This window comes from Pseudomonas sp. PDM21, from assembly GCF_014852505.2.
GTDB lineage: Bacteria > Pseudomonadota > Gammaproteobacteria > Pseudomonadales > Pseudomonadaceae > Pseudomonas.
The window spans coordinates 6,077,589-6,103,467 of record NZ_CM181223.1 but is presented as its reverse complement, the minus strand read 5'-3'; the positions used below and the strand labels follow the sequence as shown (position 1 = coordinate 6,103,467).

General features: G+C 64.2%; 20 protein-coding genes. 17 read left to right on the top strand and 3 right to left on the bottom strand.

Annotated features, from left to right (window positions below):
* Window positions 1-11: 11 nt before the first annotated feature.
* Window positions 12-1,013, bottom strand: a complete 1,002-nt coding sequence (locus IB275_RS28165) for an ArsR/SmtB family transcription factor (RefSeq protein WP_192293185.1) — start codon at window positions 1,011-1,013, stop codon at window positions 12-14.
* A gap of 224 nt (window positions 1,014-1,237) precedes the next feature.
* On the opposite strand from IB275_RS28165, the gene tkt reads away from it, so the two are divergent.
* The 8 genes from tkt (at window position 1,238) to IB275_RS28125 (ending at window position 9,351) form a co-directional block, all read left to right on the top strand.
* A complete protein-coding gene (gene tkt / locus IB275_RS28160) occupies window positions 1,238-3,235 on the top strand; it encodes a transketolase (RefSeq protein ID WP_192293183.1) in 1,998 nt (665 codons plus the stop codon).
* A gap of 59 nt (window positions 3,236-3,294) precedes the next feature.
* Entirely contained in the window at window positions 3,295-4,341 is a 1,047-nt protein-coding gene (gene epd / locus IB275_RS28155; RefSeq protein ID WP_192293181.1) for an erythrose-4-phosphate dehydrogenase, read from the top strand.
* 28 nt (window positions 4,342-4,369) lie between these two features.
* Window positions 4,370-5,533 (top strand): phosphoglycerate kinase, encoded by a 1,164-nt coding sequence (locus IB275_RS28150; RefSeq protein WP_192293179.1) that lies wholly within the window; start codon window positions 4,370-4,372, stop codon window positions 5,531-5,533.
* Window positions 5,534-5,958: 425 nt separating this feature from the next.
* Window positions 5,959-6,294 carry an MliC family protein gene (locus IB275_RS28145; RefSeq protein WP_192293177.1) on the top strand — a complete coding sequence of 112 codons (336 nt, stop codon included), beginning with the start codon at window positions 5,959-5,961 and terminating at the stop codon, window positions 6,292-6,294.
* A 120-nt stretch (window positions 6,295-6,414) separates the two neighbouring features.
* Entirely contained in the window at window positions 6,415-7,479 is a 1,065-nt protein-coding gene (gene fba / locus IB275_RS28140; protein WP_138213927.1) for a class II fructose-bisphosphate aldolase, read from the top strand.
* 88 nt (window positions 7,480-7,567) lie between these two features.
* Window positions 7,568-7,999: a hypothetical protein gene (locus IB275_RS28135; RefSeq protein ID WP_192293175.1), complete on the top strand. Its 432-nt coding sequence runs from the start codon at window positions 7,568-7,570 to the stop codon at window positions 7,997-7,999.
* Window positions 8,000-8,036: 37 nt separating this feature from the next.
* Window positions 8,037-8,807 carry a class I SAM-dependent methyltransferase gene (locus IB275_RS28130; protein WP_192293174.1) on the top strand — a complete coding sequence of 257 codons (771 nt, stop codon included), beginning with the start codon at window positions 8,037-8,039 and terminating at the stop codon, window positions 8,805-8,807.
* Window positions 8,808-8,856: 49 nt separating this feature from the next.
* Window positions 8,857-9,351, top strand: coding sequence for a YgjP-like metallopeptidase domain-containing protein (locus tag IB275_RS28125; RefSeq protein ID WP_081515415.1), 495 nt, complete (start codon window positions 8,857-8,859; stop codon window positions 9,349-9,351).
* Here IB275_RS28125 and IB275_RS28120 read toward each other — a convergent pair.
* Together IB275_RS28120 and IB275_RS28115 are read right to left on the bottom strand one after the other, a co-directional pair.
* Window positions 9,345-9,812: a hypothetical protein gene (locus IB275_RS28120; protein WP_192293172.1), complete on the bottom strand. Its 468-nt coding sequence runs from the start codon at window positions 9,810-9,812 to the stop codon at window positions 9,345-9,347. The two genes, IB275_RS28125 and IB275_RS28120, sit on opposite strands and share 7 nt — an antisense overlap.
* A gap of 176 nt (window positions 9,813-9,988) precedes the next feature.
* Window positions 9,989-12,418 (bottom strand): penicillin-binding protein 1A, encoded by a 2,430-nt coding sequence (locus IB275_RS28115; protein WP_192293170.1) that lies wholly within the window; start codon window positions 12,416-12,418, stop codon window positions 9,989-9,991.
* Window positions 12,419-12,604: 186 nt separating this feature from the next.
* On the opposite strand from IB275_RS28115, the gene IB275_RS28110 reads away from it, so the two are divergent.
* From IB275_RS28110 to gltB, 9 genes are all read left to right on the top strand, one after another.
* On the top strand, window positions 12,605-13,669 hold the full coding sequence (locus IB275_RS28110) for a pilus assembly protein PilM (RefSeq protein WP_017520515.1): 1,065 nt from the start codon (window positions 12,605-12,607) through the stop codon (window positions 13,667-13,669).
* Window positions 13,669-14,262, top strand: a complete 594-nt coding sequence (gene pilN, locus IB275_RS28105) for a type 4a pilus biogenesis protein PilN (RefSeq protein ID WP_192293168.1) — start codon at window positions 13,669-13,671, stop codon at window positions 14,260-14,262. Before IB275_RS28110 ends, pilN begins: the two co-directional genes overlap by 1 nt.
* The gene (pilO, locus tag IB275_RS28100) at window positions 14,259-14,921 is read left to right on the top strand and encodes a type 4a pilus biogenesis protein PilO (RefSeq protein WP_192293166.1); all 663 of its coding nucleotides are present in this window, start codon (window positions 14,259-14,261) and stop codon (window positions 14,919-14,921) included. The genes pilN and pilO overlap by 4 nt, the downstream gene beginning before the upstream one ends.
* A complete protein-coding gene (gene pilP, locus IB275_RS28095) occupies window positions 14,918-15,442 on the top strand; it encodes a type 4a pilus biogenesis lipoprotein PilP (protein WP_192293164.1) in 525 nt (174 codons plus the stop codon). The genes pilO and pilP overlap by 4 nt, the downstream gene beginning before the upstream one ends.
* A 53-nt stretch (window positions 15,443-15,495) precedes the next feature.
* Window positions 15,496-17,574, top strand: coding sequence for a type IV pilus secretin PilQ (locus IB275_RS28090; protein WP_192293162.1), 2,079 nt, complete (start codon window positions 15,496-15,498; stop codon window positions 17,572-17,574).
* Window positions 17,575-17,609: 35 nt separating this feature from the next.
* Window positions 17,610-18,101, top strand: a complete 492-nt coding sequence (aroK, locus tag IB275_RS28085) for a shikimate kinase AroK (RefSeq protein ID WP_263864845.1) — start codon at window positions 17,610-17,612, stop codon at window positions 18,099-18,101.
* Between the two features lie 50 nt (window positions 18,102-18,151).
* Window positions 18,152-19,258: a 3-dehydroquinate synthase gene (gene aroB, locus IB275_RS28080; protein WP_192293160.1), complete on the top strand. Its 1,107-nt coding sequence runs from the start codon at window positions 18,152-18,154 to the stop codon at window positions 19,256-19,258.
* A 6-nt stretch (window positions 19,259-19,264) separates the two neighbouring features.
* Window positions 19,265-20,956 carry an AAA family ATPase gene (locus tag IB275_RS28075; protein WP_192293158.1) on the top strand — a complete coding sequence of 564 codons (1,692 nt, stop codon included), beginning with the start codon at window positions 19,265-19,267 and terminating at the stop codon, window positions 20,954-20,956.
* 461 nt (window positions 20,957-21,417) lie between these two features.
* A complete protein-coding gene (gltB, locus tag IB275_RS28070; protein ID WP_192293156.1) occupies window positions 21,418-25,863 on the top strand; it encodes a glutamate synthase large subunit in 4,446 nt (1,481 codons plus the stop codon).
* The last annotated feature ends 16 nt before the right edge of the window (window positions 25,864-25,879 follow it).

Sequence of the window (25,879 nt, the reverse complement as noted above, 5' to 3'; positions counted from 1 at the left end):
TTCCCATTCAATTACCGGTGGGTGAGGACGCTTCGCGAATCCGGTTTGGCGAAGTGCCGTACCTGGATCTGAAAGCCATTACGTAAACCGATGTAAACACTTTCGCCGGACGCGAGCCCGGCGGCGTCGGCCCAGTGGGCCAGGTCTTCCTGTTCGAACCCCAGCCAGAGATCACCGCAGGCCTCGCGGGCCCAGCTCTGGTCGTGGCTGCAGAGTTCGGTCACCAGCAGGCTGCCACCGGGTTTCACCAGGTGTGCCAGCTGCTTCACGGCCTCCGCCGGCGCGGCGAAGTGGTGCAGCACCATATTCAGCACCACGCAGTCCGCCGCATCGTCGACATCCTGCAGGGCATCGCCCAGCCGCAGCCGGACGTTGTTCAAACCTTCGCTGGCGCAGCGTTGCCGCGCCATGTCGAGCATGGCCTCGCTGTTGTCCAGCGCCGTGACCTGGCCGAAACGCCGGGCCAGTTCGGGGAGGAATCCGCCGTCGCCGGGGCCGACTTCCAGCGCCGTGGCGCCGGGGGCGAAGCTCAGTGCATCGAGCAGTGCCAGCACGCTTTCGCGGTATTGCGGCAGTCCTGCGATCAGGTCCTGGGTCGCCTGGAACTTCTCCGCGCTGCGGGCGAAGAAATCACGGCTGACGGCGGCACGCTGGGCGTGTACGCCATCGATGCGGGCGCTGACCACATCGGCCAGTGCCAGTTCGTCCACTTCTTCGAGCAGCGCACCGTGCAGCGTGCCGCCCAGGCTTTCGCCCTGGGGCAGGGCGCGGCGATAGAAGATCGCGTTGCCTTCGCGGCGGGTGGCGACCAGGCCGGCCTGGGCCAGCACCTTCAGGTGGTGGCTCATGCCCGACTGGCGGACGCCGAAGATATGCGCCAGCTCCAGCACGCCGAACGAGTCGTTGGCCAGCACCCGCAGGACATTCAGCCGCAGCGGATCACCGCCGGCCTTGCACAGGGCAGCCAGCTGGTCGCAATCGTCATGGCGGATTTCGGGCAGGCGCAGACTCATAGGTCGGGCAGTCTAGTCGTGGCTTCCGGGGTGGGCAATAGCTGTATCAAAAAGTTTTGATATTGGCGGATGAGCGGTTTTTGACCAGTTGAATGCCCCCTGCGCGTGCCTTGCATCAGGCATCTGCCGATCTGTCATTGCCCCGCGGGGCCCGGCTGGGCGAAAATACCGGCCTTTTTTCATTCCCTTCGATCTTTCGAAGCAGCCCCCGCAGGAGATTAGCGATGCCCAGCCGTCGTGAGCGAGCCAACGCCATCCGCGCACTGAGCATGGATGCCGTGCAGAAAGCCAACAGCGGCCATCCGGGCGCCCCCATGGGCATGGCGGATATCGCCGAAGTCCTCTGGCGCGACTTCCTCAAGCACAACCCGAGCAACCCGCAGTGGGCTGACCGTGACCGCTTCGTGCTGTCCAACGGCCACGGCTCGATGCTGATCTACTCGCTGCTGCACCTCACCGGTTACGACGTCACCGTCGATGACCTGAAGAACTTCCGCCAGATGCACTCGCGCACCCCGGGTCACCCGGAGTATGGCTACACCGCCGGCGTCGAGACCACCACCGGCCCGCTGGGCCAGGGCATCGCCAATGCCGTGGGCATGGCGCTGGCCGAGAAGGTGCTGGCCGCCCAGTTCAACCGTGACGGCCACAGCATCGTCGACCACTACACCTACGCCTTCCTGGGCGACGGCTGCATGATGGAGGGCATCTCCCATGAAGTCGCTTCGCTGGCCGGCACCCTGCGCCTGAACAAGCTGGTCGCCTTCTACGACGACAACGGCATCTCCATCGATGGCGAAGTCCACGGCTGGTTCACCGACGACACCCCCAAGCGCTTCGAAGCCTACGGCTGGCAGGTGATCCGCAACGTCGACGGGCATGACGCCGACGAGATCAAGACCGCCATCGAGACCGCCCGCAAGAGCGATGTGCCGACCCTGATCTGCTGCAAGACCATCATCGGCTTCGGCTCGCCGAACAAGCAGGGCAAGGAAGAAAGCCACGGCGCCGCCCTGGGCGTCGACGAAGTGGCCGCCACCCGCGCCGCGCTGGGCTGGAACCACGCGCCGTTCGAAGTCCCGGCGGACATCTACGCCGAGTGGAGCGCCAAGGACACCGGCGCCACCCGTGAAGCCGAGTGGAACAAGCGCTTCGCCGCCTACCAGGCCGCGCACCCGGAACTGGCCGCCGAGTTCGAGCGCCGTGTTGCCGGTGAGCTGCCGGCCGACTTCGCCGAGAAGGCTGCCGCCTACGTCGCCGACGTCGCGCTGAAAGGCGAGACCATTGCCAGCCGCAAGGCCAGCCAGAACGCCCTGAACGCCTTCGGCCCGCTGCTGCCGGAACTGCTGGGCGGCTCCGCCGACCTCGCCGGTTCCAACCTGACCCTGTGGAAAGGCTGCAAGGGCGTGACTGCCGACGACGCAAACGGCAACTACCTGTTCTACGGCGTGCGCGAGTTCGGCATGAGCGCCATCATGAACGGCGTGGCCCTGCACGGCGGCTTCATCCCCTACGGCGCGACCTTCCTGATCTTCATGGAATACGCCCGTAACGCGGTGCGCATGTCCGCCCTGATGAAGCAGCGCGTGCTCTACGTGTTCACCCATGACTCCATCGGTCTGGGCGAAGACGGCCCGACCCACCAGCCGATCGAGCAGCTGGCCAGCCTGCGCCTGACCCCGAACCTGGACACCTGGCGCCCGGCCGATGCCGTGGAATCCGCGGTGGCCTGGAAGTACGCCATCGAGCGTGCCGACGGTCCGTCCGCGCTGATCTTCAGCCGCCAGAACCTGCCGCACCAGCCGCGCGACGCCGCCCAACTGGCCGACGTGGCCCGTGGCGCCTACGTGCTGAAGGACTGCGACGGCGAGCCGGAACTGATCCTGATCGCCACCGGCTCCGAAGTCGGCCTGGCCGTCCAGGCGTTCGACAAGCTCAGCGCCGAAGGCCGCAAGGTGCGCGTGGTCTCCATGCCGTCCACCAGCGTCTTCGACCAGCAGGACGCCGGCTACAAGCAGGCCGTGCTGCCGGTGCAGGTCGCTGCGCGTATCGCCATCGAAGCCGCCCACGCCGACTACTGGTACAAGTACGTCGGCCTGGAAGGCCGTGTCATCGGTATGACCACCTTCGGTGAGTCGGCCCCGGCCCCGGCGCTGTTCGAGCACTTCGGCTTCACCGTCGAGAACGTGCTGGAAGTTGCCGCCGAGCTGCTCGAAGCCTGACGAGCGCCTGAGCCTGCCGGGGCCTATCAGGCCCCGGCAGCGATCACCAAGGGATAACAATGTCCAAGCGCCCTTACCGAGTTGCCCTCAACGGCTACGGCCGTATCGGCCGCTGCGTGTTCCGTGCCCTGCACGAACGCGGCGCCAAGGCTGATTTCTCCATCGTCGCGCTGAACGACCTGGCGGACCTGGCCAGCCTGGAATACCTGACCCGCTTCGACTCCACCCATGGCCGATTCCCCGGCGAGGTGAGCGTGGCCGACGGCTGCCTGCATGTCGGCGGCGACTGTGTGAAGGTGTTCCGCGAAGCCGAACCCGAGGCCATCGACTGGCGCGCCCTGGACATCGACCTGGTGCTGGAATGCTCCGGCGTCTACAACACCCGCGCCGACGGCGAGCGCTTCCTCGGCGCCGGTGCGCCGCGGGTGCTGTTCTCCCAGCCGATGGCCAGCGAGGCGGACATCGACGCCACTGTGGTCTTCGGCATCAACCAGCAGGGCCTCTCCGGCGCCGAGATGCTGGTGTCCAACGCCTCCTGTACCACCAACTGCAGCGTGCCGCTGCTCAAGCTGCTGAACGAGGCGGTGGGCATCGAGTACGTCTCGATCACCACCATCCACTCGGCGATGAACGACCAGCCGGTGATCGACGCCTACCACCACGAAGACCTGCGCCGCACGCGCTCGGCCTTCCAGTCGGTGATCCCGGTGTCCACCGGGCTGGCGCGTGGCATCGAGCGCCTGCTGCCGGAACTCGCCGGACGAATCCAGGCCAAAGCCATTCGGGTGCCGACGGTGAACGTCTCAGCCCTGGACATCACCCTGCAGGTCTCCCGCGATACGTCCGCCGAGGAGATCAACCGCGTGTTGCGCCAGGCCGCCACCGAAGGCCCGCTGAAAGGCCTGCTGGCGTACACCGAACTGCCCCACGCCAGCTGCGATTTCAATCACGACCCGCACTCGGCCATTGTCGATGGCAGCCAGACCCGCGTTTCCGGCCCCCGCCTGGTGAACGTGCTGGCCTGGTTCGACAACGAGTGGGGGTTCGCCAACCGCATGCTCGACACTGCAGGGCACTTCCTGCGGGTCGCCGCTACCGAACGTTAATCAAACAGCCCCAACAGGACTGACTGTCATGACCGTGTTGAAGATGACCGACCTCGACCTCCAAGGTAAGCGCGTACTGATCCGCGAAGACCTCAACGTTCCGGTGAAGGACGGTGTGGTCAAGAGCGACGCGCGCATCCTGGCCTCGCTGCCGACCATCAAGCTGGCCCTGGAGAAGGGTGCGGCAGTGATGGTCTGCTCGCACCTGGGCCGACCGACCGAAGGCGAATTCTCCGCCGATAACAGCCTGCAGCCGGTCGCCGACTACCTGTCCAAGGCCCTGGGCCGCGCCGTGCCGCTGGTCAAGGATTACCTGGGCGGCGTCGAAGTGAAAGCGGGTGAAGTCGTGCTGTTCGAGAACGTGCGCTTCAACAAGGGCGAGAAGAAGAACGCCGACGAACTGGCCCAGCAATACGCCGCCCTGTGCGACGTATTCGTCATGGACGCTTTCGGCACCGCCCACCGCGCCGAGGGGTCCACCCACGGCGTGGCCAAGTTCGCCAAGGTCGCCGCCGCCGGCCCGCTGCTGGCCGCCGAACTGGATGCCCTGGGCAAGGCCCTGGGTAACCCGGCGCGCCCGATGGCGGCCATCGTCGCCGGCTCCAAGGTGTCCACCAAGCTCGACGTGCTGAACAGCCTGGCGCTGATCTGCGACCAGCTGATCGTCGGCGGCGGCATCGCCAACACCTTCCTCGCCGCGGCCGGCCACAAGGTCGGCAAGTCGCTGTACGAGGCCGATCTGGTCGATACCGCCAAGGCCATCGCCGCCAAGGTCAGCGTTCCGCTGCCGGTGGACGTCGTGGTTGCCAAGGAATTTGCCGAGACCGCCGTCGCCACCGTCAAGGATATCGCTGACGTGGCCGATGACGACATGATCCTGGACATCGGTCCGAAGACCGCCGCCCAGTTCGCCGAGCTGCTGAAGACCTCCAAGACCATCCTGTGGAACGGACCGGTTGGCGTGTTCGAATTCGACCAGTTCGGCGAAGGCACCAAAACCCTGGCCAAGGCCATCGCCGAAGGCTCCGCCTTCAGCATCGCCGGCGGTGGCGATACCCTGGCGGCGATCGACAAGTACGGCATCGGCGAGCAGATCTCCTACATTTCCACCGGTGGTGGCGCCTTCCTCGAGTTCGTCGAGGGCAAGGTCCTGCCGGCCGTGGAAGTGCTGGAGCAGCGCGCCAAGGCCTGATCCGGGCGACACGGCCGGGCGACAGTAAAGCAAACCTCTGCGGCATCACCGGGTCACAAGCCTTGTACGGATGCCAAGGAGAACGGTCATGCGAGCTGTCACCCCTCTGCTGTCGTTTTGCCTCGTGCTGGTCGGCTGTGCCGGAAGCGGTGGAGCCCCCAGTACCTGTGAAGTGATGAGCCCGCCCCCGGTTATGGTGCCTTCGGACCAGAACCGCGAGCGGGTGGATAGCCAGAGCAGCGGCGATCCGACGCCCGAGCAGAAGCCGGTTAACTGCCCCTGAGGCAGCGGCCTGGCGGCCGGGATCACGATCTGACAGTACCGCCCGCGCCCCGGCGCAGGCGGTACTGGCGTTCCTGCGGCGGGACGGGCAATCTGGCGCATTGGATATCCGGCGGCGCGTCCGCCCGAAGGAGAATCGCCCGATGCTGCGTTATCTCGTCCCGGCCCTGGCGCTTGCGCTGGTGGCGGGTTGTTCCAGTCACTCGGCAGGCGGCAAGTCCGCTGCGGGGGGCGACTGGAACCACTGGCTCTGCGACAGCGAGGCCGAAGTGCGGTGGCGCTACGTTGACCCCAGCAAGTCGGTCGTCGATCTGAAGCTGGGGGAGGATGACGTGGTTCATCACCTGGAAGAGGAACCCGGCGGCTCCGGCGCTTTCTATAGCGACGGGCTGATCGGCTTGAGCATCAAAGGCGACCAGGGCCTGGTCTACTGGGTCGAGAGCAACGACCTGATCGGCCGCGGTTGCAAGGCGCGCTGAGCGCCGACTGTCCGGCACGCGCCGGAAGACTTGAACACGGCCTGCCCCTGCGGCAGGCTTCCAAACATGTAGTTAAGGGGCTCGTGCAACCGAGCCTGACTTCTGGGAGAAGCGAAGACCATGGCACTCATCAGCATGCGCCAAATGCTGGACCACGCCGCCGAGTTCGGCTACGGCGTTCCGGCTTTCAACGTCAACAACCTCGAGCAGATGCGCGCCATCATGGAAGCGGCCGACAAGACCGATTCCCCGGTGATCGTGCAGGCCTCCGCTGGTGCCCGCAAATACGCCGGTGCGCCCTTCCTGCGCCACCTGATCCTCGCGGCCATCGAAGAATTCCCGCACATCCCGGTGTGCATGCACCAGGACCACGGCACCAGCCCTGACGTCTGCCAGCGCTCCATCCAGCTGGGCTTCTCCTCCGTCATGATGGACGGCTCGCTGAAGGAAGACGGCAAGACCCCGGCCGACTACGACTACAACGTCCGCGTCACCCAGCAGACCGTTGCCTTCGCCCACGCCTGCGGCGTGTCCGTGGAGGGTGAACTGGGCTGCCTGGGCTCCCTGGAAACCGGCATGGCCGGTGAGGAAGACGGCGTTGGCGCCGAAGGCGTGCTGGACCACAGCCAGCTGCTGACCGATCCGGAAGAAGCCGCCGACTTCGTCAAGAAGACCCAGGTCGATGCCCTGGCCATCGCCATCGGCACCAGCCACGGCGCCTACAAGTTCACCAAGCCGCCGACCGGCGACGTGCTCTCCATCGAGCGCATCAAGGAAATCCACAAGCGCATCCCCAACACCCACCTGGTGATGCACGGCTCCTCCTCGGTGCCGCAAGAGTGGCTGAAGGTGATCAACGAGTTCGGCGGCGACATCAAGGAAACCTACGGCGTGCCGGTCGAGGAAATCGTCGAAGGCATCAAGCACGGCGTGCGCAAGGTCAACATCGACACCGACCTGCGCCTGGCCTCCACCGGAGCCATCCGCCGCATGATGGCCGAGCAGCCGAGCGAGTTCGACCCGCGCAAGTTCTTCGCCCAGACCATCGTCGCCATGCGCGATATCTGCATCGCCCGCTACGAAGCCTTCGGCACCGCCGGCCATGCCTCCAAGATCAAGCCGATTTCCCTGGAAGGCATGTTCCAGCGTTACGCCAAGGGTGAGCTGGTGTCGAAGGTCAACTGATCCCGCGCCTGGTCCCTGCTCTGTTCCATAAGAGCTGAAGAGCCCCGCCCTGCGGGGCTCTTTCGTATTCGCCAGAAGGAAATTGCCGATGCTGCGTGCGTTGTTTTGTGTCCTGCTGCTGACGCTTCTCAGCGCTTGTTCGCTGCGTCCGGCCGCGCCTGTTGCGCCGCCGGCCGAGCCGCCGGTGGACCTGCCGGTGGACGCACAGAACTGCCTGACCCATCAGGAGTGCACGCTGAAGACCTCGCGCACCCTGCTGTTCGTCTTCGACTATGCCGAGGCGGGCGCAGCCCTGGTAGAAAACGAGAAGCGCGTACTCAGCACGCCGGAAAAGGCGCCGAAGAAAGGCTGGCCGGCGATCCGCATCCAGCTCGCCGATCCGGATGGTGGCCGCTTCGAGTTCTCCAGCGAATGCCGGCAGAAGCGCTGCCGTATCAAGGAATCGCGTCTGCTCAGCTGCTACCGTAGTTACCTTGATGGAAAGACCACTCTCGACGGCAAGGCCTGCCGGTTCCGCTGAGCGCTGGTGCTCGGGCCGGGCGGGCTCTGGAGGCACGATGACGGATGTACATGGCAGTGCGCAGGAAGGTTTCTCCCGTGAAGCGAAGGCCTACGCCCATGGGCGCCCGGACTATCCGGACGAGCTGCTGGGCTGGCTCGGCGAAGAGCTGGGCATCGGTGCCGGCAAGGAAGTGGTCGACCTCGGCGCAGGTACCGGGAAGTTCACTTCCTTGTTGTTGCGCACCGGTGCGCAGGTCACCGCCATCGAGCCGGTGGCGGCCATGCGCGAGCAGCTCGGCGCTTCACTGCCCGTCGTGAAGGTGCTCGATGGCACAGCCCAGGCGATGCCGCTGGTGGCGGAAAGCGTCGATGCGCTGACCTGCGCCCAGGCCTTCCACTGGTTCGCCGACGAGCGGGCGCTCGAGGAAATCCATCGCGTGCTGCGGCCGGGCGGCCACCTGGGGCTGGTCTGGAATGTGCGCGACGAGCGCGTCGACTGGGTTGCCCAGGTGACGCGCATTCTCGAACGCTACGAAGGCAGCACGCCGCGCTTCCACACCGGGCAGTGGCGCCGCGCCTTTGCCGGGTCGCGCTTCGAAGACCTGCGCCTGCGCGAGTTCAGCTACCAGCACATCGGCCCGCCGGAACAGGTGATCGTCGCGCGCACCCTGTCGGTGAGCTTCATCGCGGCGTTGCCCGACGAGCAGAAGCAGCGGGTCGCCGAGCAACTTCACGAGCTGATCGCCACGCACCCCGCGCTGAAGGGGCGCAGCGAAGTCGCCTTCCCCTATCGCACCGAGGCCTACAGCACCCGCGCGCTGGCCTGACCGGGGAATGCGGTAGACTGGTGGGCGTTTCCTCCGCCAGTCGTATCCCATGCAGCCGCTTCGCTATCTCCAGGCCTATCCGCCACAACTTCAGGATCAGGTGCGCCAGCTCATCGAGCAGGACCGCCTCGGCGAGTACCTGGAGCGCCGCTATCCGGGTCGTCATGACGTGCAGAGCGACAAGGCGCTGTACGGCTACGCCATGGACCTCAAGCAGCAGTACATGCGCACCGCGCCCGCGGTGGACAAGGTGCTCTACGACAACAAGCTGGACGTGGTGCAGCGTGCGCTGGGCCTGAACACGGCGATCTCCCGCGTGCAGGGCGGCAAGCTCAAGGCGAAGAAGGAAATCCGCGTCGCATCGCTGTTCAAGGACGCGGCCCCTGAATTCCTGCAGATGATCGTCGTCCACGAACTGGCGCACCTGAAGGAGCGCGATCACAGCAAGGCCTTCTACCAGCTCTGCGAGCACATGCTGCCCGGCTATCACCAGCTGGAGTTCGACCTGCGTGTCTATCTGACCTGGCGCGACCTGCCTCAGTAGTACAGTCGCCCCAGGTAGAGCAGCCCCAGGCACCACGGCAGCAGCAGGGCGAAGCCCAGATAGCGCAGCGCCGTGCGCGGGCCGCTCTCGCCCCGGTTCAGCCAATTGACGCCCGCCAGCACCAGCGCATAGGTCGCGAGGCCTGCCAGCAGCCATTCGTACTGCTCCGTCGTGGGCGAAACCGGCCCGAGGTGGGTATGGGTGAGGTGCCATGCGCAAAGAGCGATTGCCGGCACCAGCAGGGCCGATGCCACCAGGACTCGCCCGGCGAGGCGCAGCAGGAAGGCGATCAGCATCCCAGCCAGGCCGGCGCTGGCGATCAGCACGGCAAACAACTGGTCGAGATAGACGAGATCGGGTGCGGGTTCGAGCGAGCGGGGTTGCGCGAGCAGGCGCAGCAAGGGTGCGCCGAGCAGAAGGGCGATCAGGCAGAACAGCCAGCCTGGCAGGGCGCGTGGCATGCGAAGCTCCTGATGAAGTTGCTGCGGGAAGCCCCTGACGCGCCGGATGGGGTCGGTCGCCTGGGGTTGTTCGCCGCCGCAAAGCCCAGATTAATCAATGATTTGGCGAAATGCCATAACTTTGTCGGGAATGATTCCCGAAAATGAGAAGGCCCCTCCGGGGAGGGGCCTTTCTATCAGAACAGGTCGATCGGCGCTTCTTCGTCCGCCGGCATGCCGCTGCCGGGAGCGCTGCCGGGCGCCAGTTCGTTCATCGATGGCGGCGTGTCTTCGTTCTTGAACAGTTCGAAGTACGCGCCCGGGGTGCCCGGAGGCGCAGCACGGCCGGTGACCGGGTCGATGCGCAGGCTGACCAGGCCGGGCGGCTCGGGCAGCAAGTGCGACGGCTTGTCTTTCAGCGCCGCGCCCATGTAGCGCATCCAGATCGGCAGGGCGACGTTGCCGCCGTATTCGGCGCGGCCGAGGCTTTCCGGCTGGTCGAAGCCCACCCAGACGGTGGTCATGTAGTCGGCGTTGAAGCCGGAGAACCAGGCGTCCTTGGACTCGTTGGTGGTGCCGGTCTTGCCCGCCAGATCATCGCGCTTGAGCGCCAGTGCGCGACGGCCTGTGCCGCGCTTGATCACGTCCTGCAGCATGCTGGTCATGATGTACGCGGTACGTGCATCGATGACGCGTTCGGCGGCCGCTGGCTCGATGGTGGTCTTGGCCTGGCTCGGGTCGTCGTTGCCGAAGGCGTCGGTGGCGGCCGGTTGCGGCTGCGCCTGCACCTGTTCCTCGTTCTGCGGAATGCTCGGCGGGTTGGCCTGGTAAAGCACCTGCCCGTCGCGGCTTTCGATGCGCTGCACGATGTAGGGCGCGACCTTGAAGCCGCCGTTGGCGAAGACGGTCCAGGCGCTGGCGATCTCCATCGGGGTCAGGGTCGCGGTGCCCAGGGCCATGGACAGGTTCGGCGGCAGGTCGTCCTTGTTCAAGCCGAACTTGCTGATGCAGTTGCGTGCGCGGTCGACGCCCAGGGCTTGGAGGATGCGGATCGATACCATGTTGCGCGACTTGTACAGCGCCTCGCGCATGGGGATCGGGCCGAGGAAGGTGTTGGTGTCGTTCTTCGGACGCCAGACCTTGTCCAGGTACTCGTCGTAGAACACCACCGGGGCGTCGTTGATCAGCGAGGCGGCAGTGAAGCCGTTGTCCAGCGCACAGCTGTAGATGAACGGCTTGAAGCTGGAGCCGGGCTGGCGACGGGCCTGGGTGGCGCGGTTGTAGTTGCTCTGCTCGAAGGAGAAGCCGCCCACCAGCGCCATGATCGCGCCGTCCTGCGGGTTGAGCGAGACCAGGGCGCTCTGCGCGGCCGGCACCTGGGTCAGGCGTAGCGAGCCGTCGTCCTTGCGTTGCACGCGGATTACGTCGCCGGCCTGCACCACATCGCTGGGCTGGCCGGGCATGCGACCCATGCTGTTGTTGCTCAGGTAGGGGCGGGCCCACTTCATGCCGTCCCAGCTCAGGGCTTCTTCCTTGCCGTCGCGGGTCATGACCATGGCACCGCTTTTCTCGACCTGGGTGACGATGGCTGGTTCCAGGCCGCCCAGCGGACGCTGCTGCGCGATGGCCTGGCGCCAGGCGTCACGAGTCTTGCCCGGGAGACGCGTCTCGGGGCCGCGGTAGCCGTGTCGCTGATCGTAATCCTGCAGACCTTCGCGCAGGGCGGTGTTGGCGTCTTCCTGCAGGTCGCTGCGCACCGTGGTGTAGACGCGATAGCCCTCGGTGTAGGCATCGCCACCGAAGCGGCCGACCAGTTCGGCGCGGGCCATCTCGGCGATGTATGGGGCCGCCAGCTCCGGAGTCTGGACGTGGTAGGACGCACCAACAGGCTCCTGGATAGCGGCCTGATAACGCGGCTGGTCGATGAAGCCGAGCTTGAGCATGCGCTCAAGAATCCAGTTGCGACGCTCCAGGCTGCGTGCGGCGTTGGCCAGCGGGTTGTAGCGCGACGGTGCCTTGGGCAGGCCGGCGATCATCGCCATCTGCGCCAGGCTCAGGTCCTTGATGGACTTGCCGTAATAGACCTGGGCGGCGGCTTCGACGCCGTAGGCGCGGTTGCCCAGGTAGATCTTGTTGACATAGAGCTCGAGGATCTCGTCCTTGGTGAGCGAGCGCTCGATCTGCAGGGCGAGCAGAATCTCGTTGATCTTGCGGGAGAAGCTTCGCTCGTTGGTGAGGAAGTAGTTCTTCGCCACCTGCATGGTGATGGTACTGCCGCCGGTCTGGATGTGGCCGGTTTTCAATAATTGCGCGGCAGCACGCATCAGGCTTTTGACGTCCACGCCATAATGGTTGGCGAAATTGTCATCTTCAGCCGATAACAGTGCGTGGGTGAAATCCGGGGGGATTTCAGCAAATCGAATCGGCGTTCGGCGCATCTCGCCAAACTCTGCTATCAATTTGTTATCAGCACTGTACACGCGCAGCGGCATCTGCAGCCGCACGTTGCGCAAGGCCTCCACGGACGGGAGGTTCGGGCTGAGGTACAGATAGGCGCCGCTGAAACTGAGCAGCACTCCACAAATAATGGTGACGCAGGTCCACCACAGAAACTTCAGCAGGCGCATCGGGAAGGTCTTGGATTTCCAGGGAAAAGAAAGAGTTAAGCGGATGGCGCGGTAAAAAGGGAAAAGCTGATCACATTATAAGCAGTTTTTTTGCTGGCGAGCCATTTGCGAAGCTGTCAAGTCTGGTATCTAATGTGGAAAAACATAAATCGTCCGTAAGTCTCGGATGCTGATAGGAAATCAGTCGTGCTAGGGCTCTTCAATAAGAAAGCGAACACGCTGCTGGGGATAGACATCAGTTCGACTTCGGTCAAACTTCTCGAATTGAGCCGCTCTGGAGGCCGCTACAAGGTAGAGGCCTACGCTGTCGAGCCGCTCCCGCCCAATGCAGTGGTAGAAAAGAACATCGCTGAGCTGGAGGGTGTCGGCCAGGCGTTGTCACGTGTGGTCGCCAAGGCGCGGACCGCAGTGAAGACGTCTGCGGTCGCGGTTGCCGGCTCGGCGGTCATCACTAAAACCATCGAGATGGATGGCGGACTCTCGGACGACGAGCTGGAGAATCAGCTCAAGATCGAGGCCGACCAGTACATCCCCTATCCCCTCGAAGAGGTCGCGATCGACTTCGAGGTGCAGGGCACGTCCGCACGCAACGCGGATCGCGTCGATGTTCTTCTCGCCGCATGCCGGAAGGAGAACGTCGAGGTGCGCGAAGCTGCGCTGGCGCTCGCGGGCCTGACGGCCAAGGTCGTCGACGTCGAAGCCTACGCGCTGGAGCGAGCGTTCAGTCTGCTGGGAGACCAGTTGGGCGGCAATGCCGACGAGCTCACAGTTGCGGTGGTCGATATCGGCGCCACCATGACCACGCTGAGCGTCCTGCACCATGGCCGCACCATCTATACGCGTGAGCAGCTGTTCGGCGGGCGTCAGCTCACCGAGGAGATCCAGCGTCGCTATGGGCTGTCGGTCGAGGAAGCGGGTCTCGCCAAGAAACAGGGCGGTCTTCCGGATGACTACGACAGCGAAGTGCTGCAGCCGTTCAAGGACGCCGTGGTTCAGCAGGTGTCGCGTTCGCTGCAGTTCTTCTTCGCGGCCGGCCAGTTCAATGATGTGGACTACATCCTGCTGGCGGGAGGCACTGCGTCCATTCCTGACCTGGATCGCCTGATCCAGCAGAAGATCGGCACTCCGACCCTGGTGGCCAACCCGTTCGCGGACATGGTGCTGAGCGGCAAGGTCAACGCTGGTGCGCTGGCCAGTGATGCGCCCGCGCTGATGATTGCCTGCGGTCTGGCGATGAGGAGTTTCGACTGATGGCACGCATCAACCTATTGCCGTGGCGGGAGCAGCTGCGCGAGGAACGCAAGCAGCGTTTCCTGGTGATCCTGGGTGCCGTTCTGCTGGCTTCCGGGGCGATCGTTTTCCTGGGGGATCAGTACTTCAACTCTGCCATCGAGAACCAGGCTGCGCGCAACGACTTCCTGCGCAAGGAAATCGCCGTGCTGGATGCGCGCATCAAGGAGATCAGCGAGCTGAAGACCCGTCGCCAGCAATTGCTGGAGCGGATGAAGATCATTCAGGACCTGCAGGGTAACCGTCCGATCATTGGCCGGGTGTTCGACCAACTGGTCCGCACCTTGCCTGATGGCGTCTACTTCACTGAGTTGAAGATGGCCGGGAAGTCCATTGCCATTGCCGGCGCGGCCGAGTCCAACAACCGCGTCTCCAACCTCATGCGCAACCTCGATTCGTCGGAATGGCTGACTTCGCCGAACCTGACCGAAGTGAAGGCTGTCACCCAGGGCGCCCTGGATCAGGCAAACGTCTTCCAGTTGACGGTGCAGCAGACCCAGCCCGGTAGCGAGGAACAGGACAAGCAGAGTACCCCGCAAGGAGCCAAGAAATGAGTCTGGCCAGTTCTCTTGAGAGCTTGCGCAAGGTCGATATCAACGATCTTGACCTGAATAACCTTGGTTCCTGGCCGGCAGCAGTCAAGGTCATCGCCTGTATCCTGCTGATGGCCGTGGTTCTCGCGCTTGGCTACAACTTCCATCTGAAGGACCTGCAGGACCAGCTCGACCGCAATCGCCAGGAAGAGCAGACCCTCAAGCAGCAGTTCTCGACCAAGGCCTTCCAGGCGGCGAATCTGGAAGCCTACAAGGTGCAGATGAAGGAGATGGAAGAATCCTTCGGTGCCCTGCTGCGTCAGCTTCCGAGTGATACCGAGGTGCCCGGCCTGCTGGAAGACATCACCCGCACCGGCCTGGGTAGCGGTCTGGAGTTCGAAGAGATCAAGCTGCTGCCGGAAGTGACTCAGCAGTTTTATATCGAGCTCCCGATCCAGATCAGCGTCGTAGGCGGATACCACGACCTGGCGACCTTCGTCAGTGGCGTGTCCAGCCTGCCGCGGATCGTCACGCTGCATGACTTCGACATCAAGCCGGCGAGTTCGGACAGCACCTCCAAGCTGCGCATGAGCATCCTGGCGAAAACCTATCGGTACAACGACAAGGGCGTGAAGGCAACTGCCCCGGCGGCTGGAGCGAAGACAGGAGCTAAGAAATGAGGGGGCGCCTGATCATTTGCAGTTTCCTGCTCCTGACCTTGAACGGTTGTGGTTCGGGTAGTGATTTTGCCGACCTGCAGGGTTACATGGACGAAGTCCGCGCTCGCCCGAAGGGGACGATCGAGCCGCTGCCCAAGTTCCAGACCTACGAGGCCTTTACTTATAGCGCTTCATCCCTGCGCAGCCCGTTCCAGCCGCCGGTGAAGATCGACCTGGCGGTCAAGCAGAAGGGCAACAGGGTCATCAAGCCCGATGAGACGCGGGTCAAGCAGTTCCTCGAAGGCTTCAACATCGAAACCTTTGAAATGGTCGGTACCCTGGCCAAGGACAGTCAGGTATTTGCCCTCGTGAAAGGTGCAGGAGGGGTGCATCGGGTGCGAGTGGGTGACTACCTTGGGCGTAACGACGGCAAGATCGTTGCGATCAACGAAGCCAAGATCGACGTGATTGAAATCGTTCCTGATGGTGAGGGTGGCTGGCTGGAGCGTCCGCGCAGTCTGACTCTCAAGGAACGCTCCTAAGGGCGGGGATGAACATGGATAACAAACAGCAGTCTGCACGACGGATTCAGACGATGAATAGAAAGCTTTCCCGCCTCGGCATTTCCGTGCTCGCGGCCGTATTCGCGCCGGCCCTGCTGGCCGCGAACCTGCAGAGTGTCGACGTGGCGGCGCTGCCGGGTGATCGCGTGGAGCTGAAGCTGGGCTTCGACGAGCCGGTGGCTGCGCCGCGTGGCTACACCATCGAGCAGCCGGCGCGAATCGCGCTGGACCTGCCGGGTGTGCAGAACAAACTGGGCAGCAAGAACCGCGAGCTGGGCGTGGGTAATGCCCGCAGCCTCACCGTGGTCGAGGCGAAGGACCGTACTCGCCTGATCGTCAACCTGGCGACCCTCGTGCCCTACAGTACCCGTGCGGAAGGTTCGAACCTGTTCGTCGTGGTGGGCGCGGGCGCAGCGACTTCCAGCTCCTATGCCTCCGCGGCGCCGACAGCGGCTCCGGCGGCCAAGCCCGCTCAGCCCAAGCCGTACGTCCCGGCTGGCAAGGCGATTCGTAATATCGACTTCCAGCGTGGCGAGCAAGGCGAAGGCAATGTCGTGATCGATCTGTCCGATCCGACTGTCAGCCCGGACATCCAGGAGCAGGGCGGCAAGATCCGCCTGGACTTCCCGCGTACCCAACTGCCGGACAATCTGCGCGTCCGTCTGGACGTGAAGGACTTCGCGACGCCGGTGCAACTGGTCAACGCTTCTACGGTTGGCGACAAGGCCAGCATCACCATCGAGCCGACCGGCCTGTACGACTACCTCGTCTACCAGACCGACAATCGCATGACCGTCAGCATCAAGCCGCTGACCCAGGACGATGCCGAGAAGCGCAAGAAGGACACCTTCGCCTACACCGGTGAAAAACTGTCGCTGAACTTCCAGGACATCGATGTGCGCTCGGTGCTGCAGCTGATCGCGGATTTCACCGACCTGAACCTGGTGGCTTCGGATACCGTGCAGGGCAACATCACTCTGCGCCTGCAGAACGTGCCGTGGGATCAGGCGCTGGATCTGGTGCTCAAGACCAAGGGTCTGGACAAGCGCAAGGTCGGCAACGTGCTGCTGGTCGCGCCGGCTGACGAGATCGCGGCTCGCGAACGTCAAGAACTGGAAGCGCAGAAGCAGATCTCCGAGCTGGCTCCGCTGCGTCGCGAGCTGATTCAGGTGAACTACGCCAAGGCGGCGGACATTGCCAAGCTGTTCAGCTCTGTCACGGGTAGCGGTGCCTCCGCTCCCGGCGTTGCGGTGGCTGCACAGGGCGACAATCGCGGCTCGATCACTGTGGATGACCGTACCAATAGCATCATCGCTTACCAGACCCAGGATCGCCTGGACGAGCTCCGCCGCATCGTGGCCCAGCTGGACATTCCGGTCCGTCAGGTGATGATCGAGGCACGCATCGTCGAAGCCAACGTCGACTACACCAAGGAGCTGGGTGTGAACTGGAGCGGCTCGCTCTCCGGTCATGGCAACTTCGATGTCTCCGGCGGCACCAACAGCACCGGAAACACCTTCGTTGACCTTGGGGCTTCAAGCACCACTCCGACTTCGGGCATCAGCATCGGCTTCACCACCAGCAACACCATTCTGGACCTCCAGCTCAACGCCATGGAGAAAACCGGTAACGGTGAGGTGGTGTCCCAGCCGAAGGTCGTCACTTCGGACAAGGAAACCGCGAAGATCCTGAAAGGCTCGGAGATTCCCTATCAGGAAGCCAGCTCCAGCGGCGCGACCTCGGTGTCCTTCAAGGAAGCGGCGCTGTCCCTGGAGGTGACCCCGCAGATCACTCCGGACAACCGCATCATCATGGAAGTGAAGGTCAACAAGGACGAGCCGGACTACGCCAACGCCCTGAACGGCGTACCGCCGATCAAGAAGAACGAGGTGAACGCGAAAGTGCTGGTCAACGATGGCGAAACCATCGTGATTGGTGGCGTGTTCTCCAACACCCAGACCAAGTCCACGGCCAAGGTGCCGTTCCTGGGCGACGTGCCGATGATCGGCCGCCTGTTCAAGAACGACTATGTGACCGACAGCAAGAACGAGCTGCTGGTTTTCCTTACCCCGCGGATCATGAATAATCAGGCCATTGCAATCGGCCGTTGATCAATGTCGTGTCCAATTTGATTCTGGTAGGCCCGATGGGGGCTGGTAAAAGCACCATCGGGCGTCTTCTCGCCAAAGAGCTTCACCTCGTCTTCAAAGATTCGGATAAAGAAATCGAGCAGCGCTGCGGAGCCAACATCCCCTGGATATTCGATGTCGAGGGCGAGGCTGGCTTCCGTGAGCGTGAGCAGGCGATGCTGGCCGAGCTGTGCGATGAAGGGGGCATGGTCATCGCCACGGGCGGCGGCGCCGTCATGCGTGACGCCAATCGGCTCATCCTCAAGGGTGGCGGCAAGGTGATTTACCTGCACGCTTCGGTCGAGCAGCAGATTTCCCGTACGGCGCGCGACAAGAATCGCCCGTTGCTGCAGAAGCCCAATCCGGAGCAGATCCTTCGTGATCTCATGCAGATGCGCGATCCGCTTTATCGCGAAATTGCCGACGTGATCATCGAAACCGACGAGCGGCCTCCGCGTCTTGTCGTGCTGGAGATCATCGAGCGCCTGCGTGAGCTGGAGCGCCATTAACGGCGCTGCAATCTGCGGTATCCTAGTCCCCTTTATTGCCTGGGGGTTTCATGCGCACACTCAACGTCGATCTGGCCGATCGCAGCTACCCGATCTATATCGGCGAAGGGCTGCTGGATGATCTGCGCTACTTCGAGCCGCACATCCGTGGCCGTCAGGTAGCCATCGTCACCAACGAAACCATCGCGCCGCTGTACCTGGATCGACTGCAGAAGACCCTGGCCGGCTACAAGGTCACCACGGTCGTGCTCCCCGACGGCGAAGCCTACAAGCAGTGGGAAACCCTGCAGCTGATCTTCGATGGTCTGCTGACCGCGCGGCACGACCGCAAGACCACCCTGATCGCCCTGGGCGGCGGCGTCATCGGCGACATGACCGGTTTCGCCGCAGCCTGTTACCAGCGCGGCGTCGACTTTATTCAGGTTCCGACCACCCTGCTGTCCCAGGTCGATTCCTCCGTGGGCGGCAAGACCGGCATCAACCACCCGCTGGGCAAGAACATGGTCGGGGCCTTCTACCAGCCTCAGGCTGTGATCATCGATACCGCGACCCTGAAGACCCTGCCGCCGCGCGAGCTGTCGGCGGGCCTGGCGGAAGTGATCAAGTACGGGTTCATCTGCGACGAGCCTTTCCTCGCCTGGCTGGAAGCGCACATGGATGATCTGCTGGCGCTGGAGCCGACAGCGCTGACCGAAGCCATCGAGCGCTCCTGCGCTGCCAAGGCCCGCGTAGTCGGTGCCGACGAGAAGGAAACCGGCGTCCGGGCCACCCTCAATCTGGGCCACACCTTCGGCCATGCCATCGAGACCCACATGGGGTATGGCGTGTGGCTGCACGGCGAAGCCGTGGGTGCGGGAACCGTGATGGCACTTGAGATGTCGCATCGGCTGGGATGGTTGACAAAGGCCGAGCTCGATCGCGGCATCCGTCTGCTCTCCGCAGCGAAGCTGCCGGTGGTCCCGCCGCAGGAAATGAACGCCGAGCATTTTCTCGAGCACATGGCCGTTGACAAGAAAGTGCTCGATGGCCGTCTGCGTCTGGTATTGCTCCAAGGGCTGGGGGGCGCGGTCGTGACCGCCGAATTCCCCCGTGAGATTCTGGAAGAAACACTGCGCGCTGACTACCAGGCACTGGTCGGTCAGGCAGGAGAACACTGAGGTCCCATGTCCAGCTTGCATGCCGATGAGGCCTTCCTGGCCCACTACCAGTTCAGTCACGACCCGTTCGCACCGCGGGTTCCGGGCTTCAAGTTCTTTCCGGCGCAGCGCAAGCCCGTACTGGGTCAGCTGCACCACCTGGCGCGATACAGCCAGCTGCTGCTGGCCGTGACCGGCCCGCTGGGTAGTGGCAAGACCCTGTTGCGCCAGGCCCTGGTGGCCAGCACCAACAAGGACGCCGTCTCCAGCGTAGTGATTTCCGGTCGCTCGGTGACCGATGAAGCCACTCTGCTGCGTCAGCTCGCACAAGGACTGGGCATCACCCAGACCAGCATCGAGCCGATCCTCGCCAAGGTCGCCCAGCTGGCGATCACCGGCCAGGACGTCTACCTGCTGGTGGATGACGCCGAGCAACTGCGCGACGACGCCCTCGAAGTTCTGCTGCTGCTGGCGGCCGGCAACTCCGAAGCGCGCCTGCACGTCTTCCTGTTCGGCGAGCCCGAGCTGCTGTCGCGCCTCGAGGTGCTGTCCGAGGGCGAGGAGCGCTTCCACGCCATCGAGCTTCAGCCGTACAGCGAGGAAGAGACCCGTGAGTACCTGGCGCAACGCCTCGAGGGTGCAGGACAGGGTATCGAGCTGATCTCGGCCGACCTGCTGGCTGACATCCACGAGCAGTCCGGCGGCTGGCCCGGCACCATCAACCAGACCGCCCGCGACGCCATGATCGAGGCGATGCTGGCTGACCGCAGTGGCGAGCGCAAAGCCGCCGGTGCCGGCTTCAAGCTGCCGAAGAAGCACCTGGCGATCCTTGGCGTGGTTGCCATCGGCGTCATCGCCGCCTGGTTCATGCAGGGCAAGACTACCAAGCCGGAGACTGCGAGCAACACCACTGCGCAGACTTCGTCGCAACTGCCGCTGGGTGGCGCTGCTGCTCCGCAGCCGGGCGCGCAGCCGCAGCCGGATGCCCAGGGCAATGGCCCGTCGGTGGAGTTCGCCGGCTCCAACCAGCCGCTGCCGTTGCCGCTGGTGGGCGAAAGCCAGCCGGTGATCCGCGAACCCATGGCCCAGGCCGGTGGCCAGGAAGATGCCGACGAAGGCGGCATGCCTTCGGCAGCCATCCCTCCCACTGTGACCACCACCGCGCCGCCGGTGACCCCGCTGGCGAACAATGGCCCGAAACCACTGAACCCGGTGCCGGCGGCTCCCGTCCAGCAGCAGGCTGCGATCCAGCCAGCTCCGACTCCTGCGCCCACGCCGCGTGCGGAGCCGGTCAAGCCGGCCGCCACCGCGCAGGCCAAGCCCGCCCAGGCCGCCAAGCCGGCTGTGACCAAGCCCGCCACCACCGTTGCCAGCGCCAAGCCGGCGACTGCTGCTAGCAAGCCCGCCGCAGCAACCGGTAGTGCCGGCGGCAGCAGCTGGTACCAGTCCCAGGCCGGTTCGCGCTACTCCGTGCAGGTGCTGGGCACCGGCTCCGAAGCCAGCGCGAAGGCCTTCATCAGCCAGCAGGGCGGCGGCGACTACCGCTACTTCCGCAAGAACCTGCAGGGCAAGCCGTTCTACGTCGTGACCTATGGCAGCTTCGCCGACCGCGCCTCCGCGCAGGCGGCGATCAAGAAGTTGCCGGCGAAGATCCAGGCTTCCAAGCCCTGGGCTCGTCCGTTCTCCAGCATCCAGCAGGACATCGCCGGGGCGCGCTGAAAGGTCGCAGTGTCGCAATGCTGAAAAAGCCGAGCCCCATACCCTGGGGCTCGGCTTTTTTATTGGCTTGTGTCTTTTGCTGCATTCTTATAAAAATGCGACATCGGGTGTCAGCAGTGCGTCAAAAAAAACAGTGACGTCGCTTTCCCCATGTGTACAATGACCTCCCTTTGCCTATCGGAAACTTGCCGCTTGAGCGAGTAGACAGGCGAAGTGCTTGAAGAGGGTCTGCTGACGTTTCGTCATGGCCAGGGCCGGAACCGCCGCCACGTTGGGTAAGACGTGGCATCTCGCGCGGAGCGGTCATTCCAGGTGAACCAGGGGCTACAACGGCGCTGCACGATAGATGCGGCCCGAGCCTTTGGGGTGCGCGGGAAACGAGCCTGCACGGCGAAACAGGGCGATGGCGAAACGTCAGCAGACCCTGGAATTTATAAAAGTTTTGCCGGTGAGAGTTCCCTATGAAAGCAGGTCTGTACCATCCTGAGACGTTCAAGGATAACTGCGGATTCGGTCTGATCGCCCATATGACGGGCGAGGCAAGCCACGAACTTCTGCAAACCGCCATCGAAGCACTGACCTGCATGACCCACCGAGGTGGGATCAACGCGGACGGGAAAACCGGGGACGGCTGTGGGCTGCTGATCCAGAAGCCCGACCAGTTCCTGCGCGCCGTGGCCCAAGAGTCCTTCAGCGCCGAGCTGCCCGCCCAATACGCCGTGGGCATGGTCTTCTTCAATCAGGACCCGGTGAAAGCCGAAGCCGCCCGCGCGAACATGAATCGCGAGATCGAGCGCGCCGGCCTGAAGCTGGTCGGCTGGCGCAAGGTGCCGATCGACACCAGCGTCCTGGGTCGCCTGGCGCTGGAGCGCCTGCCGCAGATCGAACAGGTGTTCATCGGCGGCGAAGGCCTGTCCGACCAGGAATTCGCGGTCAAGCTGTTCAGCTCCCGTCGCCGCTCCTCCGTGGCCAACGCCGAGGACGCCGATCACTACATCTGCAGCTTCTCGCACAAGACCATCATCTATAAGGGCCTGATGATGCCGGCGGACCTCGCCGCCTTCTATCCGGACCTCTCCGACGAGCGCCTGAAGACCGCCATCTGCGTCTTCCACCAGCGCTTCTCGACCAACACCCTGCCGAAATGGCCGCTGGCCCAGCCGTTCCGCCTGCTGGCGCACAACGGCGAGATCAACACCATCACCGGCAACCGCAATTGGGCCCAGGCCCGTCGCGCCAAGTTCGCCAACGAGTGGATGCCGGACTTGGACGAGCTCGGCCCGCTGGTCAACCGCGTGGGCTCCGACTCCTCCAGCATGGACAACATGCTCGAGCTGATGGTCACCGGCGGCATGGACATGTTCCGTGGCCTGCGCATGATCATTCCGCCGGCCTGGCAGAACGTCGAGACCATGGACGCCGACCTGCGCGCGTTCTACGAATTCAACTCGCTGCACATGGAGCCGTGGGACGGCCCCGCCGGCGTCGTGCTGACCGACGGCCGCTATGCCGTCTGCCTGCTCGACCGCAACGGCCTGCGTCCCTCGCGCTGGGTCACCACCAAGAACGGCTACATCACCCTCGCCTCGGAAATCGGCGTGTGGGACTACAAGCCCGAGGACGTCATCGCCAAGGGCCGTGTCGGTCCGGGCCAGATCCTCGCGGTGGACACCGAGACCGGCCAGCTGCTGCAGACTGAGGACATCGACAACCGCCTGAAGTCGCGCCACCCTTATAAGCAGTGGCTGCGCCAGAGCGCGCTGCGCATCCAGGCGACCCTGGATGATGACCAGGGCGTTGCCAGCTATGACGGCGACCAGCTCAAGCAATACATGAAGATGTTCCAGGTCACCTTCGAGGAACGTGACCAGGTGCTGCGCCCGCTCGCCGAGCAGGGCCAGGAAGCGGTCGGCTCCATGGGCGACGACACCCCGATGGCGGTGCTGTCCAAGCGCATCCGCTCGCCCTACGACTACTTCCGCCAGGTCTTCGCGCAGGTCACCAACCCGCCGATCGACCCGCTGCGCGAAGCGATCGTGATGTCCCTGGAAACCTGTCTGGGCATCGAGCAGAACATCTTCGAAGAGTCTCCGCACCACGCCAACCAGGCGATCCTGACCACCCCGGTGATCTCCCCGGCGAAGTGGCGGACCCTGATGAACCTGGAGCGTCCGGGCTTCGACCTGCACCACATCGACCTGAACTACGACGAGTCCGTCGGCCTCGAAACGGCCGTACGCAACATCGCCGACCAGGCCGAGGAAGCCGTGCGCGCCGGCAAGGTGCTGCTGGTGCTGTCCGACCGTCACATCGCCCCCGGCAAGCTGCCGGTGCATGCGGCCCTGGCCGTCGGCGCCGTGCACCACCGCCTGGTGCAGACCGGCCTGCGTTGCGACTCCAACATCCTGGTGGAAACCGCCACCGCCCGTGACCCGCACCACTTCGCGGTTCTCGTGGGCTTTGGCGCGTCCGCGGTCTACCCGTACCTCGCCTACGAAGTGCTGGCCGACCTGATCCGTACCGGCGAAGTGCTGGGCGACCTCTATGAGGTCTTCAAGTACTACCGCAAGGGCATCTCCAAGGGGATGCTGAAGATCCTCTCGAAGATGGGCATCTCCACCATCGCCTCCTACCGTGGCGCCCAGCTGTTCGAAGCCATCGGCCTGGCCGACGAAGTCACCGGCCTGTGCTTCCCGGGTACCCCGAGCCGCATCCAGGGCGCGCGCTTCCTCGACATCGAGAACGAGCAGAAGCTGCTGGCCTTCGAGGCCTGGAACAACCGCAAGCCGATCCAGCAGGGTGGCCTGCTGAAGTTCGTCTACGGCGGCGAATACCACGCCTACAACCCGGACGTGGTGAACACCCTGCAGGCCGCTGTGCAGCAAGGTGATTACGCCAGGTTCAAGGAATACACCGCTCTGGTGGACAGCCGCCCGGTGTCGATGCTGCGCGACCTGCTCAAGGTGAAGACCGTCGAGCAGCCGCTGAGCCTGGACGAGATCGAGCCGCTGGAATCCATCTTCAAGCGCTTCGACGCCGCCGGCATCTCCCTCGGCGCGCTGTCGCCGGAGGCCCACGAGGCCCTGGCCGAAGCCATGAACCGCCTGGGCGGGCGCTCCAACTCCGGTGAGGGCGGTGAAGACCCGGCGCGCTATGGCACGCTGAAGAGTTCGAAGATCAAGCAGGTGGCCACCGGCCGCTTTGGCGTCACCCCGGAATACCTGGTCAACGCCGAAGTCCTGCAGATCAAGGTGGCTCAGGGCGCCAAGCCCGGTGAAGGTGGCCAGCTGCCTGGCGGCAAGGTCAACGGCCTGATCGCCCGCCTGCGCTATGCGGTCCCCGGCGTGACCCTGATCTCGCCGCCGCCGCACCACGACATCTACTCCATCGAAGACCTTGCCCAGCTGATCTTCGACCTCAAGCAGGTCAACCCGCAGGCGCTGGTATCGGTGAAGCTGGTTTCCGAGCCCGGCGTCGGCACCATCGCCGCCGGCGTGGCCAAGGCCTATGCCGACCTGATCACCATCTCCGGCTATGACGGCGGTACCGGTGCTTCGCCGATCACCTCCATCAAGTACGCGGGTTCCCCGTGGGAGCTGGGCCTCGCCGAGGCGCACCAGACCCTGCGCGGCAACGACCTGCGCGGCAAGGTCCGGGTGCAGACCGACGGCGGCCTGAAGACCGGCCTGGACGTCATCAAGGCGGCCATCCTCGGCGCCGAGAGCTTCGGTTTCGGCACCGCGCCGATGATCGCCCTGGGCTGCAAATACCTGCGTATCTGCCACCTGAACAACTGCGCCACTGGCGTCGCCACCCAGAACGACAAGCTGCGCAAGGACCACTTCATCGGTACCGTGGACATGGTGGTGAATTTCTTCACCTTCATTGCCAGCGAGACCCGTGAGTGGCTGGCCAAGCTCGGCGTGCGCAGCCTGGAAGAACTGATCGGCCGTACCGATCTGCTGGAAATCCTGCCGGGCGAGACGCCCAAGCAGGGCAACCTCGACCTCACGCCGCTGCTGGGCAGCGACCTGATCCCGGCCGAGAAGCCGCAGTTCTGCGAAGTCGAGAAGAACCCGCCGTTCGACCAGGGCCTGCTGGCCGAGAAGATGGTCGAGCTGTCGCGCTCCGCTATCCAGGGCGCCAAGGGTGGCGAGTACGAACTGGACATCTGCAACTGCGACCGTTCCATCGGCGCGCGGATTTCCGGCGAGATCGCCAAGGTCCACGGCAACCAGGGCATGGCCAAGTCGCCGATCACCTTCCGCTTCAAGGGTACTGCGGGCCAGAGCTTCGGCGTGTGGAACGCCGGCGGCCTGCACCTGTACCTGGAAGGCGACGCCAACGACTACGTCGGCAAGGGCATGACCGGCGGCAAACTGATCGTTACCCCGCCCAAGGGCAGCCCATTCAAGTCGCAGGAATCGGCCATTGTCGGCAACACCTGCCTGTACGGCGCCACTGGCGGCAAGCTGTTCGCCGCCGGTACCGCGGGCGAGCGTTTCGGCGTGCGCAACTCCGGCGCCCATGCCGTGGTTGAAGGTACCGGTGACCACTGCTGCGAATACATGACCGGCGGCTTCATCTGCGTACTGGGCAAGACCGGCTACAACTTCGGCTCCGGCATGACCGGCGGCTTCGCTTATGTCCTCGACATGGACAACACCTTCGTCGACCGCGTGAACCATGAGTTGGTGGAAATCCAGCGCATCAGCGGCGAGGCGATGGAGGCCCAGCGCAACCATCTGCGCAAGGTGCTGGTCGAGTACGTGGCGGAAACGGCGAGCGAGTGGGGCGCACATCTGCTGGAGAACCTCGACGACTACCTGCGTCGGTTCTGGCTGGTGAAACCGAAGGCGGCAAGCCTCGGTTCCCTGCTGACCAGCACTCGTGCCAACCCGCAATAAGCGCCAGAAGTTTGAT